This is a genomic window from Hanstruepera flava, from assembly GCF_023634025.1.
In the GTDB taxonomy this organism is placed as follows: domain Bacteria; phylum Bacteroidota; class Bacteroidia; order Flavobacteriales; family Flavobacteriaceae; genus Hanstruepera; species Hanstruepera flava.
On record NZ_JALJCW010000002.1, the window covers coordinates 233,719 to 248,682 of the forward strand.

Consider the following 14,964-nt stretch of genomic DNA (forward strand, 5'->3'; position numbering starts at 1 on the left):
TATTTTGACCATCGCCATATTTACACCTAGCCAAAACCCGTATTCGGAGACGTTTATTCAGGCGCATAAGCAGTATTTACAGGATAGGGTGTGTTATTATTATGGTAACTTAAGGCATATGCGTCTAGAAGGCGAAACCGCGTTAGTACCCAAACATAAGGAATGGCAATATCGGTTACAACGTAAAATACAAAAGCAGTCTTACAGCGCTATTAATGGCCAGCGCATATTGTATAGTTTAAAACAGCAGCAGGTAGATGTTGTTTTGGTGGAGTATGGTACGCATGCCCATAATTTATTATCCCTTTTAAAACAAAGTGGTTTACCGGTTGTCGTGCATTTTCATGGGTATGATGCGAGCGTGCATGTAGTGATAGAACAATGCGAGCAATATAAAGCCGTTTTTGCCTATGCTAAATATGTGGTGGCCGTATCACAAGTGATGTATCAAAAGCTGTTAGCTTTAGGTTGTCCAAAAGCTAAACTGGTCTATAATGTTTATGGGCCGCAACCCGAGTTTGAATCTGTAAACCCCAAGTTTAGCAAAAAGCAGTTTATAGGCATTGGGCGTTTTACTGATAAAAAAGCACCTTATTATACCATTATGGCTTTTAACAAGGTAGCCAAACAACATCCCGAAGCCCAATTAGTATTAGCAGGCGATGGTGTGTTGCTTGATATGTGCAAAAATTTGGTAAAGCACTACCAATTGGAAAACCAGGTGCAGTTTTTAGGCGTTATCACCCCAGAACGCTATCGGGAACTGTTAGGGGAGTCTTTGGCGTTTGTACAGCACTCGGTTACTGCAACTAATGGCGATATGGAAGGCACGCCATTAGCGGTATTGGAGGCGAGTGTTTCCGGTTTACCTGTAATAGCCACCAAACATGCGGGCATTCCTGATGTAATAAAACTCGGCGAAACAGGGTTGTTATGCTATGAGCATGATGTGGATGGCATGGCTGCACATATGAAGCAATTGCTTGACGATGTCAATTTTGCGAGGCAATTGGGGACTAATGGAAAAGCCAACATTCTTGAACAGTTTTCTATGAAACGCCACATTCAAGACCTTCAAGACATTTTAGAAGCCGCTGCAAAAAATTCCTTATTATAATTCTACATTGTATATTAGTCGGGTAAATAATAATCATGCCTAAACAACCCTTAGTTTCTATAATTATCCCTACTTATAACCGTGCCCACCTTATTGGTGAAACCTTGGATAGTGTATTGGCACAAACCTACCCAAACTGGGAATGTATTGTGGTAGACGATGGTAGTACTGATGACACGGAAACTTTATTACAAACCTATATAGATAATGATGTGCGTTTTCAATATCATAGGCGGCCCGACACCCATTTGCCAGGTGGTAATGGAGCCCGAAACTATGGGTTTGAGATTTCAAACGGTGCTTTTATACAATGGTTTGATAGTGATGATGTGATGCTACCGGAGTTTTTGAGTGCTAAATTGGCAGGGTTTACAACCCAAGCAATTGAATTTGTTATTTGTACGGGATATAATACCGATGAAAATTTGAAGAGCCAAACATTAATACCTTTATCAGAATCACAGAATTTGTATAAGGATTATGCTCAAATAAAATTTATAGCTTTAACGCCTTCAATTTTGTTTAAAAAGTCCTTTTTAAACGAAATAGATTTATTTGATGAAACTTTGGTAAGAGGTCAAGAGATGGACTTTTTTTTACGGTTGTTTTATTTTAAAACAGCTGAGCAGTATCAAATAATAAACAAACGCCTGTTTTTATATAGGCAACACGATAAAACAAAAACGGTTGAAGATAAAAGATATAACCCTTTGTATAAGGACAGTCAAACACGAATTTATATAGCCAATTTGGAACGGAGTGTTGCACTACAAGACAAGGATTTAATTATCATGTTTTATAGGTCATTGTTAAACTATTTTTTTGCAGGTTTAAATCATAAACATTATAACAATAGTACACTTATACTAAAAAAATTACCCCGTATTATGGGTGTGGTGAGTGCTAGGCTGAAGTTTGAATTAAGACTGTTAGGAGCTGCTTGTATGCTATTTAAACACCCTTTTTATCGGATTCATTTGAGATTAAAGTATCATCCAGCATTAAAGCGGTTATGAAAAAAATTCTGATTATACCCTCATTATACCCTAGCCATAATAAATATTCGGGGTCATTTTTTAGAGATCAAGCCTTGTTTTTAAGTCAAAATGGTTTTGATGTGAAAGTTTTGATGGCCGAGGAATTACATACCAAGAGTTATGTTTTTCAAGTTTTAAAACGCATTTTTTATAATAAACGTAATACTTTATCAACCGACTTTTTAAGCCAAAATCCAACGGCTTATTCTTTTCCTTTAGTCATTCAAAAATCTTGGAGTGAAAGAAAAAAAATGAACACTTATAAAGAGAGGTATAAGGTTGCATTTCAAGAACTTTTGGAATTAGGATGGCGACCTGATTTAATACATGCGCAAAACGTATTTAAAGCTGGAATAGTAGCTCAATACGTTTGTAGTGTATTTGATTTGCCCTATGTTATTATTGAGCATTCGCCTTTTAGATTAAAGAGTTACTCTAGCTTTTTTCAAGACGAAATAAAAACAGCATTTCGTAAAGCAAATAAAGTGGCCGCAGTAAGTAGATATCAAAGAGACTGTTTATTACGAGATGGAATAGAAAGACCTATTGAAGTAGTATGGAATTTAGTGGATGAAAGGAAGTTTATTATTCCAGAGAAAAAGCAACATTCAACATTTCGGATTGTAACCATTACGTATTCTGACCCTGTAAAAGATGTTACTACTTTTTTTAAAGCGCTAGCAGCTTTTGTTGAAATGGACACTTATCAGGATGTTCAGGTTATTGTGGTGGGTAATGCTACCTTTGGAGCGTCGCCAGATTCAGATACATCATATTTTGAAAACATAGCCGCTAAACTAGGTGTAAGGGAAATATGTACTTTTATTCCTTATGCTACCCAAACCAAGATTATACAAATCTTACAAGAAGCCCATGTTTTCGTTTCTACCAGTATTGAAGAGACTTTTGGGTTGGCCGTACGGGAAGCCCTATTATGTGGTGCTACTGTTATATCTACTAAAAGCGGTGGTGTAGAGGATACCTTAAATTCCAGTAATAGTATCTTGGTGGAAGTTGGTGATTTTAATGAAATTGCTTTACATTTAGAACAAATTAAAAAGAAACAAAAGTGTTTTGATATTTTACAGAACCGAAACGATGTGATATCACAAAGTGGTCGGGCAAAATTTTTAGAGGCTATGACCAATTTTTACACCATACCCCATGATTAATGTTACCAAAACATTTTTACCTCCACAGCAGGAGTATCAGGCTCTTTTACAACAGGCTTGGGATACAGGCTGGATGACCAATAGAGGTGTGCTCGTTAAAGAACTTGAAGATAGGTTAAAGGCTTATTTGGGAGTCCCGCAACTTATAAGCATGACCAATGGTACCTTACCGATACAGATAGCTATAAAGGCGTTGGGTTTAACAGGAGAAATTATTACCACACCGTTTAGTTATGTGGCTACGACCAGTAGCATTGTGTGGGAAGGTTGTACACCGGTTTTTGTGGATATTCACCCCGAATATTTGACCATTGATGAAACACAGATTGAAGCTGCTATAACCTTAAAAACTTCAGCTATTCTGGCAACACATGTGTTTGGTAACCCCTGTAATGTAGAGGCTATTGAAGCTATAGCCAAAAAACATAACTTAAAAGTTATTTATGATGCTGCCCATTGTTTTGGTGTGACTTACAAGGGGCAATCTCTTTTTAATTATGGTGATGTGAGTACTTGTAGTTTTCATGCTACCAAATTGTTTCATACTGGGGAAGGTGGTGCTTTGTTTTGTAAGCCAGAATATTATGAGCGTATGTATTGGCATCATAATTTTGGGCATGATGGACCAGAGGCCTTTTATGGCTTGGGTATTAATGCCAAGATGAGTGAACCCCAAGCCGCTATGGGACTGGCTGTTTTACCGTATATGTCTGATATTTTAGAATCTAGAAAACGTGTTGTTGAAACTTATAATGCGGTTTTAACTGATTTGGAGATACAATTGTTAGCCATACGGGACCATACCTTATGGAACTTTAGTTACTACCCAGTTGTTTTTAAAACTGAAGCACAATTACTGGCAGTAAAAACTGCTTTAAACCAGGCTGATATTTTTCCGAGGCGGTATTTTTATCCTAGCTTGAACACCTTGCCGTATGTGGATGGTTCTGCTTGTGAAGTAGCAGATGATATTGCTTCTAGGGTTTTATGTTTGCCACTTTTTGTTGGGTTTGAAACTCAAGATATTAATAGGGTATTAACTGTAATAAAAACTATTATATGCTGATTATAGGCGCCAAAGGGTTGGCTAAAGAAGTATTGGAACTTGTTTATCAAGACGAAAATGGATTAATTGATAACTTGGTGTTTTATGATGATGTTAATTTGAAAGGTCCTGATAAACTTTATGATAAATATCCCATTTTAAAGTCAAAAGAAGCTGCACAACGGTATTTTAAAATGGTTGATAATAGATTTGCATTGGGAATAGGTAATCCGTATTTACGTCAAAAATTGAGTTTGGTGTTTGAGGAACTTGGCGGTGTGTTAACTTCTATTGTTAGTGCTAAAGCGGGAATAGGTCAGCATGGTATTTCTATTGGCTCTGGTAGCAATGTCTTTGAGCAAACTATTGTTTCAAATGATGTTACTATTGGTAAGGGTGTATTGGTATATTATAATACACTTATTACCCATGATGTACGTGTAGGGGATTATGTGGAATTATCTCCGGGAGCTGTTTTGCTAGGGCGTTGTGTTATTGGTGATTTTACCCATATAGGTAGTGGGGCAACTATTTTGCAAGATGTTACGGTAGGTAAAGGTGTGGTAGTTGCAGCTGGTGCTGTCGTAACCAAGGATGTTCCAGACTATTGTATGGTTGCTGGGGTGCCTGCTGTTGTTAAAAAAATATTGACTCCTGAAAATTAGGTATTTATGGGGGCTCCACTTTTAAGTGTTTTTGTTATTACCTATAAGCAGGCTGCTTTTATTAAGCAGGCTATAACTGGTATTTTGAATCAGGAAACCCAATTTGATTATGAGCTTATTATTGCGAATGATTGCTCTCCAGACCATACCGGAACTATAATTGAAGACATACAGGCATCACACCCTAAAGGGCATGTTATTCGGTATTATGAGCAATCTGAAAATTTAGGTATGTATGGTAACTTTATGTTTGCTTTGAACCAGTGTAGGGGACAATACGTAGCAATTTGTGAAGGCGATGATTACTGGACCGACCCCAATAAATTGCAATTACAAGTTGATTTTTTAGAAAGCCATCCGGAATATGAAGTTTGTTTTACCAATATTAGTATTGTTGATGAGGATGGACATGTTGTAAAAGAGGTTTTGATTGCAGATGATAGAAAGACAGATTATGAGCGTTCAGATTTACCCATTTGGGCACCGACTTTAACACGGGTATTTAGAAATCGAGATTTTAATAAACTGCCTACAGCGCCTGGACTTGATACTATTATGCTATTATGGCAGTCTGAATTTGGTAAAATTAAATTTATTGACATTAATACTGGGGCTTATAGATTACATGAAGGAGGTATATATAGTGCTGAAAGCACTGCAGTTAAAAAGGAACAAGTTTTACAGACTTTAATAGTGAGTTTGAGCATAATAGACTCTAGCCTATATTCTAAATACTTTGGTATGCTATTTAAAAAGCTTGTTGAGTTGGGCCATTTAAATAGGGCAATATACAAAGTGAGCAAACAAGAAGTGGATAAAGCTTTCAACTTATATAAAGGTATTATGTCTTTTTCTTTGTACGCAAAAATAAAGTTTGCTTTTTTATTAATCTTATTTCCAATTGATATTCAAAAGCGGTTTCAGTCTGTTTTATTTAAAATTTTTGATAGGTTGTTTATCTATTGATGCTCTCTGTTTACGGCAAAATATTATGGCTGGGATGTGCATGAAATTTAGAATAACTTACTAGAAACTAAATGTGATTATGTTTATATTGCAGTTTAAAGGATTGTGACTACTATACAGATATTACATAAATATGAATAATAAACCTATTGTGAGTGTTTGTATGATAACATACGGACATGAGGATTATATAGGCGAGGCCATAGATGGTGTGTTGATGCAGATTACCGACTTTGATGTAGAGTTGGTGATTTCTAATGACTGTTCTCCTGATAAGACCGATTTAGAGGTGAAAAAATATTTAGGCATTGACCATGGCCGGGTAACTATTAATTATATTAAGCTTGAAAAAAATATAGGAATGATTCCTAATTTTATATTTGCTCTTGAAAAGTGTCGCGGTAAGTACATAGTGATGTGTGAAGGTGATGATTATTGGATAGATGAACACATGCTGCAAAAACAAGTGGATTTTTTAGAGAAGCATAACACGTATAATCTTGTAACCGGTTATGTTAAACAATATGTTCAAAGTACGGGAGAATTTATTGGTTCTAAAGAAAAAAAGGCTTATGATTTTACTTATAAAGATATGATTATAAGAAATCAATGTTCTACCTGTGCTACTATGATTCGTAACTTTATTAAAGATAACGGGTTTAATTACGCTGATGATATGGGAAGTGATTCCCAGCTTTGGATTCGCGCTTTAGGATCTGATGGGCTAGGACGTAAAATGGAAGCGGAATTTGCGGTTTACAGGCGGCATGATGACAGTTTTACGTTTAAGAGAACCCTAACCAAAACCCCTTACGAATCGGGCATACAATTTATGAAAGCTAAAATAAAGCGCGCTAGATTTTGGAATGATTATTTTGGAAATACCGCTAAAGCTTCTGTATTGCAAGTTGAAAAGACCATGTATAAGCGTATGGCTAAAGCAGCTTATAAAACTAAAGACTTGAAAGGACTATTGAAATTTGGTTTTAGTTACACCAAAGCCCGATTGTCTTTGTAATTTTTAATGACACTATGACCCTATCGTTGCCTATACTTCCTAACAGTCATACGTTTGCAAAACAGCTAAACGAGCCTCATGAGTTAGATTTTAAGTCTATTTGTGTTTTTATAGCTGCTGGTTTTTTTATGGGCTCGGATACCTACTGGAAAGATACTGTTTGCTTATTACCTGGGCATGATCATGAGTTGGATACTCATGGTTTTTTGTTAAACAGTAACCCTAATTTTAAGTGGCACTATTCTCCAAATAATATGTCATTTGATGAAGCATTAGAGGCGTATATTACCCTTTTTAAGTCTATTGTAGCTGAACAGGTTGGTGAGAATGCTGTTATTTTACCGTTATCGGGTGGTTTGGATAGCCGTAGTCAGGCTCTTATATTAAAACAGATGGATAACCCTGTTCATGCATTTAGCTATGCTTTTGAGGGTGGCTATCCCGAACATCACATATCTAAACAGATAGCTGCAGCTTGTGATTTTAGTTTTGAGCAGTTTGATATAAAAAAAGGGTATTTATGGGAGGTGATTGAAGACCTGGCTGCCATAAATGGGTGTTATTCTGAATTTACGCATCCTCGACAAATGGCTGTATTGTCTCAATTGAAACAAATGCAAGGTGTATTTTCTTTAGGCCATTGGGGCGATGTGCTGTTTGATAGGGGAGTCCCTGAGGGTACTCGAGAGGCTGATGTTATTCCCCTATTACTCAAGAAAATGATAAAACCCCAAGGGTTGATCTTGGCAGAACAATTATGGGAGACATGGGGTCTGACAGGTGATTTTAAGACTTATTTGATAGACCGCATCAGTACCGATTTAAACACGATTACCATAGATAACATTAGTGCCAAGGTTAGGGCCTATAAGACCAGTCATTGGGCACACCGTTGGACCACTACTAATTTGAGTGTGTTTACGGCCGCACATCCCATTACTTTGCCGTATTATGATACACGCATGTGTTCATTTATTTGTACTGTTCCAGAAGACTATCTGGCAGACAGGCGTTTGCAAATAGCTCATTTACAGCAGGATAAATCTTTGTCACGCATAACCTGGCAAGCACAAAAACCCTTTAATTTACAAAATTATCACTATAACAAGGTACCTTATAATATTCCTTATCGTGCATGGAGTAAGTTTAGGCGAACAGTACAAGAATTGATAGGAAACCCTTATATACAGCGCAACTGGGAATTACAGTTTTTAGGTGCTGATAACCGAAAGTATTTAGAGGATTATTTATTTGATTCACAATTTAATAAATGGATTCCAAAATCTATCGTGAATGAGACCTATAACCGATTTTTAAAGGAGGACCCTTTGCATACAGCCCATGCAGTAAGTATGTTGTTAACTTTGTCTGTATGGTATAACAATTGTAGAGATAATGAGGTAATGAGGTAATGCGATAATGAGTTAATGAAACAAATGAATTTATGAAATTATCAGTTGTAATTCCTGTTTATAATGGTGCAGCATTTATTGAAAAATCCTATCAATCTATTTTGGGTCAGGGTATAGATGATTTTGAGCTCATATATGTAAACAATAATTCTCGAGACCAATCTGTTGATGAGATACTTAAAATACAGTCTATTGATAGCAGGGTGCAGTTATTGAATCAACCCAAACAAGGTGCAGCTGCAGCTCGTAATATGGGTATACGGGCTTCAAGAGGGGATTATGTTTATGTGTTTGATGTTGATGATGAAATTTATCCTGATGCACTTAAGGCTTTATTGTCAGCTTTAGAATTGCATCCAGAAGTAATGGCGGTTTTTGGTAAGATGGTAAAATCTTATAAGGGTATTACGCAGACAATGAAACCAGATGACGAAACCCATGCTATAGTCATTAAAGAACCTCCTTATTGGGGTTTAGAATGGTTTGGAAGCTTAAAAACAGTTGTAGGACCACCAGCTTTTTTGTACAGGAGGGCCGTTTTTGATTCTATAGGATACTATAATGAATCTATTAGGAATAATGAAGATACAGCTTTGGATATTAAACTAGGTCTGACACAATGTGTGGCTTTTATAGATAGATATGTGTATTTGTATTTTAAACATGAAGAATCTACTATAGAACAAGCGAAACGGCGTATGCCCCGTGCGTTTATGATTTGGCCTCGTTTGATAAAGGAACATTTACCCTTTTTTTTGGCACGTGATACACCAAAGCGGTTTCAGGAATTGTTGTTTAGACAGTTGTTTCTTTCCATGGGGAGACAGATTGTTCATACCAAAGGACTAAACCAACGTTTACAATTAAAACAACAACTGGTACAGGACATTCAAGCTATTAAGATTCCCTGGTACATACAGGTTAATTTGACAATATTAATTATCTTGCCTCTAGAAAGTTTGCGAAAAGTATATGGGTATTATATTGTACCTTTTGCAGTGCAACAACTAGTTGAAAAAAAACAGTTTAATTGAAGCCATTACATTTCATGAAACATCTATTGAGGCGATTACTATTACGAATCTGGTATAGGCGCTATGTTTTGCATGATGTTTCCATTCAAGATGATATTGTTGCTACGCTTGAAGTTAGAGGCAGCAAGGTTCAAAAAGAATCACTAGAGAAGCAGTTTAACCATTTGATGTTGCACTATCCAGACTATGCATTACTATTTTTTTGGCGAATTAATAAATCAAAAAATCAATGGCGCGGGTTGTTTCTGGATGATATACCATTTAAGATTTTTAGAAGCACTGAAATTGGAGGTGGTATGATGTGTTACCATCCCTTTTCAACTGTGATTAATGCCAAATCTATTGGAAAGAATTTTCAGTTTAGAAATGGACTTACTATTGGGAATAAGGGTAATGATAATGCACAATTGCCAACGCTAGGTGATTTTGTTACTGTGGGTGCTCAAGTTGTGATTATTGGCAATATTACCATTGGAGACCATGTACTTATAGGGGCTGGTTCTGTAGTTGTTAAAGATGTGCCATCGCATTGTGTTGTTGCCGGCAATCCTGCTAAAATAATTAAGCGATTAAATGGGTAAAAGACGTATACGTATCCTATTCACCATTTCAAACTTTTATACTGCTGGTAGTGGTAAAGTGGTATATGATTTAATTAATGGGCTTAACAAAAATTATTTTGATATTGAAATTGCATGTGAAAGTACACAAGGAGTATTTTTTAAAGAAGTAGAAAAATTGGGTATTCCGATACATGTTTTTGAAACCAAAACCCCTTATCGCCCTTATACAACTTTGATACCACGTGTTTTAAAAATATCAAAGTTTTATAAAGCAAATAATTATGATATTGTACATTCCTGGCATTGGAGTAGTGATTGGACTTCAGTGTTGGCGGCCCGATTTATAGGCGTAAAATGGATTTACACTAAAAAGGCTATGGGAGCTAATAACAAGCATTGGAGATTAAAGAACTTTTTATCACACTTTATAATAACAATTAATGATGAGATGCACGCCTATTTTCCTAATAAAAAACAACAGGCTCTAATACCCATAGGTATTGATACTCGTTATTATAGTCCCGAAACATTAAAAGATATTTTACCATTGGACAGCTCTTGTTTTCATATTATTACTGTGGCCAATTTAGTTCCTGTAAAAGGTTTGGAAGTTTTACTTAAGGCTATTAAAATTCTAAACAATTCTAAATTACGATTAACTGTTCTAGGAGACTTTAGTAATGATTATGGACAGTCTATGTTTGCTTTAAGCCGTGAAATGGGATTGGATGAGCAGGTGACTTTTCTTGGTAAACATATGGACGTTAGACCTTATATAGCTTCTTCAGATCTTTATGTTATACCTACTTTGGACAAAGGGCGAAAAGAAGGTATGCCCATGGCATTGGTTGAGGCTATGAGTATGGGGATACCTGTGCTTGGTTCTAATATAACGGGTATTAAATTTGTTTTAAAAGACTTTAAAGATTTGTTGTTTCAAGCCGGAGATGCCAAGGCTTTGGCACTCAAAATTTCTAAAGTTCAAGCCTTAACTATGAAAGAACGACAGTTGTTAGGTAAATCTTTAAGAGCATATTGTGAAACTCATTTTACTATGGAAGCATTTATTAGCGCACATGAAACTCTCTATAAATCTCTTGTAAAACTATGAGTTCGTTTAAGAAACATGTTATTGTAGTGGGAAGTGCCCGTAGCGGAACCAGTTGGTTGAGTGAAACTTTAGCACAACCGTATAGGTATCGTATGTTATTTGAACCAGAACAAGAAACGCGTACCAAAAAAGGGCATTTAATTTGTGATAAGTGGCTAAATACTGAAACTGTAACACAGGAGGCGCATACCTATTTAAAGCGTGTTTTTCAGAACCGTGTTGATTGTGATTGGATAGCCCAGAACAGTAATAGAAAGTTCAAGCGTCATTTATGGCCTTTTTTACCCAAAAAGTATATCATCAAGTTTGTTCGGGCTAATTTAGCAGCCCATTATATGAATACGGTTTTTGCAATACCGTTAATTCATATAATTAGAAATCCGTATGATGTTATTTGCTCTCAACAACAAGTAAAATTTCCATGGCTTTATGATTTGTCTCATTTTGTAAAGCAAGACAGATTGGTTGAGCTGATAAAAAGGACATATGCATATGATATCACTCAATTTAGTAACTTGAATCATACTGAAATTTTGGCCTTGCGTTGGTGTATAGAAAATGTTATTCCGTTAGAGGTTTTTAAACCATATTTTAACAAAGCACTGGTTGTTCGTTATGAAGAATTGTTCAACAACCTTGATATGTTTTACGATATATGTAGTAGATTTAATCTGGAACCTGTAGATGACTTAAAAGCAATATTGAAACAGCCATCTTCTAAAACACATCCTAATAGTACTTTGCATAAAGCACCCGCTAAAAAGAAAAACTTAACTTCGGTAGAAGTAGACCAAGTAAGTCAAATATTAGATGTTTTTAAAACGGAATTATACTCTAAAACCTTTTTAGAATAAGATTAAGCGGCATTTGTTTTGGCCTTTATTACATTTTTTGAAGATGGTAACCTAATATTTCAAAACAGTTCTAATTGAACTTTGGTTTAAGGTCTGTCTATTTTATTAATTATTTATGTTTAATTAGTAGCCATTATTATAGAAAAGATAGGAAGCTCATTGATTAAATTTAGATATATTTGATGTTTAATATCAATGGCCTAATTGAAAGTTTCCGAATTATGATTCATATTATTTATAGTTATTTTTTAAAAAGTAATCCCCTAAAGAAGAGGTATAAAATAACATTGTGGTTGCATTGGCAGATTTATAAATTTCTAAAGGTTAGTTTGGTTAAATATTATAAAAATTTATCGTTAAATAATTTAGGTGTTGATAGTAATAGTAATGTAATAGTAAGTTTAACCTCTTTTCCTGCACGAATTGAAGTTGTTTATTTGTCCGTACGTAGCATTTTAAATCAAACACAAAAACCAAAAAAAGTTTTGCTATGGTTGGGTGAGGAACAATTTCCTTTAGGTGAAGAATCTCTGCCAAATTCTTTGTTGGAGTTAAAGCCTTTAGGTTTAGAGATTAAATTTTGTAAAGACATCAAGGCGCATAAAAAGTATTTTTTTGCATTTCAAAAATACCCGCAAAATTTGATAGTTACTGTAGATGATGATGTAATATACTCACGAGATCTTTTAAAAATATTAGAAGAAACACACATTAAACACCCAGATTGTGTTGTGGCCAACCGAGTTCGATTAATGGAAATGGATGCTTCTGGTTTTAAGCCTTACAGGGGCTGGAAAATAAATGATGTTGGAGATAATAACCCATCAAAAAGATTGTTTTCTACTGGGGTTGGTGGTGTATTATATCAACCTAAATTTTTCTCAAAATCATTTTATGATTTAGAAGGTATAAAAAAAACTAAATGTATGAATGATGATATTTGGTTAAAAGCGGGTCAAATTATAAATGAAGTACCTGTCGTTTACACCAATTTTTATTTTAAGAATTTTATAGAGATACCGGATTCTCAAGCAGAAAGTTTGTTTTCTACAAATGTCTTTGCAAACGAAAATGATAGGCAGATTTCTGAAATATTTAATTATTTTGGAGTAAATCAAGCATCTTTTGATTAATTGATTATTATTTAAAATTTAACAGTATATTCTTATGGGGTCATTTCTTAAAAACCAAGATTTATGTGACCACAATGTTTTAAAGGTTGTATCTATAGGACGTCCACATTGGAAAAAAGGTTATGTTTATGCTTTAGATGCCCTTAAACTGTTAAAAGATTTGGGAATTTCTTTTCAATATACCCTAATTGAGGGATCTGGTGCCATTGAGTTTCAATACCAAGTTCATGATTTGGAGTTGGGTGATGAGGTGGAACTATTAGGGAAGCTGTCTGATAATATGGTAGATGAATACTTTAATAATGCTGATGTGCTGTTGTTAACGAGTTTAGGCGAGTGTGAATTTGATATGGTGTTGAAAGCTATGGCGATTGAGACCTTGGTGTTAAGCACAAATTGTAACGGTATAAATGATTTGATTATTAATGGTGAGAACGGGTTTTTAGTACCCATACGTAATGCGCAAGCAATAGCCGATACATTGGTTATGATAAAGAATCTGCCAAGAGAACAGTATAATTTTATCACTAAAACGGCTTTAAAAACTATACAAAGGAAGTTCTGAAGAGCTTATGTAATTTGTGTTTAGTTGAGTTTGTATCAAAATATGAAAACAATAGTTAACCTATGAAACAACGTATTGGTCTGGTATTATCACAAATTCCTGGATATTCTGAAACCTTTTTTAGAAATAAAATAGCTGGTTTGCAAGCCGCAGATAAAACGGTTGTTTTGATAGTGACCGATACGGCGCCAAGTGAAAAGATTGTATTGGGATGTGAGATTGTTGTTGCACCATCATTTAAAGGTTCTAAATTGCGTGTGGGTATTCGCGTGTTAAAATCACTTTTCCAAGCACTTGTATTTGCACCAAAAAGCAGTTTACGTCATTTCCAATTAGATAGACAAGCCAATATTTCAGTACAAGAAAGTTTAAAACGATTAATACAAAATGCATTTTTTTTTAAACAGGATTTAGACTGGTTGCATTTTGGGTTTGGTATGTTAGCTGTTGGACGGGAGCATGTTTCTAAAACGATAAAAGCTCGTATGGCAGTGAGTTTCAGAGGGTTTGATTTGTATCTATCTCCTTTAAAACACCCCAATTGTTATGATTTGTTATTTAGCATGAAAACGGTGAGTTATCATGTACTGTCTCATAACATGCGAAGAGATTTGCACGCTTATGGAGTTCCTGAAGAAGCGATACAGGTTATTACCCCAGCTATTGATGTTTCGTTTTTTAATACTAAAAAGGAAAGATTGTTCAAAGAGCTGGACAAAACTATGCAAATTGTTACTGTAGCCCGTTTACATTGGAAGAAAGGTTTGGAGTATACCCTAGAAGCTTTGGCTATATTTAAACAACAAGGCGGGTTGTTTAATTATACCATTATAGGGTCTGGAGAGGATTATGAGCGTCTAGTGTTTGCGGTGCATCAATTGAAGTTAGAGGATGTTGTAACTTTTACAGGGCGCCTCTCATCAGAAGCTGTGAAAGAAGTTTTAGAAGCATCAGATATTTATTTGCAATATAGTATACAAGAAGGTTTTTGCAACGCTGTATTGGAAGCTCAAGCTATGGGCTTATTGTGCGTAGTGAGTAATGCGGAAGGTTTGGATGAAAATGTTCAGCATGGGCGAACAGGATGGGTGGTGCCTAAGCGTAAACCTCAAGCTTTGGCCGATTGTCTGTTGGAAATATTGCAAATGACGCCTTTGCATTGTAAACAAATCTCTAATGATGCTGTAAGTCGTGTACAACAACAATTTAATTTAGAACAACAGCAGCAATTATTTTTAGCATTTTATGAGAAATAAAGCCCTTATATTGTGG

The 14,964-nt window shown here is 35.4% G+C and carries 15 protein-coding genes; all 15 read left to right on the top strand.

Features of this window, described 5'->3' with window-relative positions; translation table 11 throughout:
- The first annotated feature begins 4 nt into the window (after positions 1-4).
- The 15 genes from MTX13_RS08565 to MTX13_RS08635 all read left to right on the top strand — a co-directional run bounded on the left by MTX13_RS08565 (position 5) and on the right by MTX13_RS08635 (position 14,948).
- Positions 5-1,117: a glycosyltransferase gene (locus tag MTX13_RS08565; protein ID WP_250434153.1), complete on the top strand. Its 1,113-nt coding sequence runs from the start codon at positions 5-7 to the stop codon at positions 1,115-1,117.
- A gap of 35 nt (positions 1,118-1,152) precedes the next feature.
- The gene (locus MTX13_RS08570; RefSeq protein ID WP_250434154.1) at positions 1,153-2,133 is read left to right on the top strand and encodes a glycosyltransferase family 2 protein; all 981 of its coding nucleotides are present in this window, start codon (positions 1,153-1,155) and stop codon (positions 2,131-2,133) included.
- Positions 2,130-3,326, top strand: a complete 1,197-nt coding sequence (locus MTX13_RS08575) for a glycosyltransferase (RefSeq protein WP_250434155.1) — start codon at positions 2,130-2,132, stop codon at positions 3,324-3,326. Before MTX13_RS08570 ends, MTX13_RS08575 begins: the two co-directional genes overlap by 4 nt.
- Positions 3,319-4,392, top strand: a complete 1,074-nt coding sequence (locus tag MTX13_RS08580; protein ID WP_250434156.1) for a DegT/DnrJ/EryC1/StrS family aminotransferase — start codon at positions 3,319-3,321, stop codon at positions 4,390-4,392. The genes MTX13_RS08575 and MTX13_RS08580 overlap by 8 nt, the downstream gene beginning before the upstream one ends.
- Positions 4,386-5,036 (top strand): NeuD/PglB/VioB family sugar acetyltransferase, encoded by a 651-nt coding sequence (locus MTX13_RS08585; protein ID WP_250434157.1) that lies wholly within the window; start codon positions 4,386-4,388, stop codon positions 5,034-5,036. Before MTX13_RS08580 ends, MTX13_RS08585 begins: the two co-directional genes overlap by 7 nt.
- 6 nt (positions 5,037-5,042) lie before the next feature.
- Complete coding sequence (locus MTX13_RS08590; RefSeq protein ID WP_250434158.1) at positions 5,043-6,002, top strand: glycosyltransferase family 2 protein; 960 nt, start codon at positions 5,043-5,045, stop codon at positions 6,000-6,002.
- A 133-nt stretch (positions 6,003-6,135) separates the two neighbouring features.
- Entirely contained in the window at positions 6,136-7,020 is an 885-nt protein-coding gene (locus MTX13_RS08595; RefSeq protein WP_250434159.1) for a glycosyltransferase family 2 protein, read from the top strand.
- Positions 7,021-7,034: 14 nt separating this feature from the next.
- A complete protein-coding gene (locus MTX13_RS08600; RefSeq protein WP_250434160.1) occupies positions 7,035-8,432 on the top strand; it encodes an asparagine synthase-related protein in 1,398 nt (465 codons plus the stop codon).
- Positions 8,433-8,464: 32 nt separating this feature from the next.
- Positions 8,465-9,466: a glycosyltransferase family 2 protein gene (locus MTX13_RS08605; RefSeq protein ID WP_250434162.1), complete on the top strand. Its 1,002-nt coding sequence runs from the start codon at positions 8,465-8,467 to the stop codon at positions 9,464-9,466.
- A 14-nt stretch (positions 9,467-9,480) separates the two neighbouring features.
- Positions 9,481-10,047, top strand: a complete 567-nt coding sequence (locus tag MTX13_RS08610) for a serine acetyltransferase (RefSeq protein ID WP_250434164.1) — start codon at positions 9,481-9,483, stop codon at positions 10,045-10,047.
- The gene (locus MTX13_RS08615) at positions 10,040-11,140 is read left to right on the top strand and encodes a glycosyltransferase (RefSeq protein WP_250434165.1); all 1,101 of its coding nucleotides are present in this window, start codon (positions 10,040-10,042) and stop codon (positions 11,138-11,140) included. Before MTX13_RS08610 ends, MTX13_RS08615 begins: the two co-directional genes overlap by 8 nt.
- Positions 11,137-11,994 (top strand): sulfotransferase domain-containing protein, encoded by an 858-nt coding sequence (locus MTX13_RS08620; protein WP_250434166.1) that lies wholly within the window; start codon positions 11,137-11,139, stop codon positions 11,992-11,994. The genes MTX13_RS08615 and MTX13_RS08620 overlap by 4 nt, the downstream gene beginning before the upstream one ends.
- 221 nt (positions 11,995-12,215) lie before the next feature.
- Positions 12,216-13,127 (top strand): hypothetical protein, encoded by a 912-nt coding sequence (locus tag MTX13_RS08625; protein ID WP_250434167.1) that lies wholly within the window; start codon positions 12,216-12,218, stop codon positions 13,125-13,127.
- A gap of 34 nt (positions 13,128-13,161) precedes the next feature.
- On the top strand, positions 13,162-13,692 hold the full coding sequence (locus MTX13_RS08630) for a glycosyltransferase family 4 protein (protein WP_250434168.1): 531 nt from the start codon (positions 13,162-13,164) through the stop codon (positions 13,690-13,692).
- Positions 13,693-13,754: 62 nt separating this feature from the next.
- Positions 13,755-14,948 (top strand): glycosyltransferase, encoded by a 1,194-nt coding sequence (locus MTX13_RS08635; protein WP_250434169.1) that lies wholly within the window; start codon positions 13,755-13,757, stop codon positions 14,946-14,948.
- Positions 14,949-14,964: the final 16 nt, after the last annotated feature.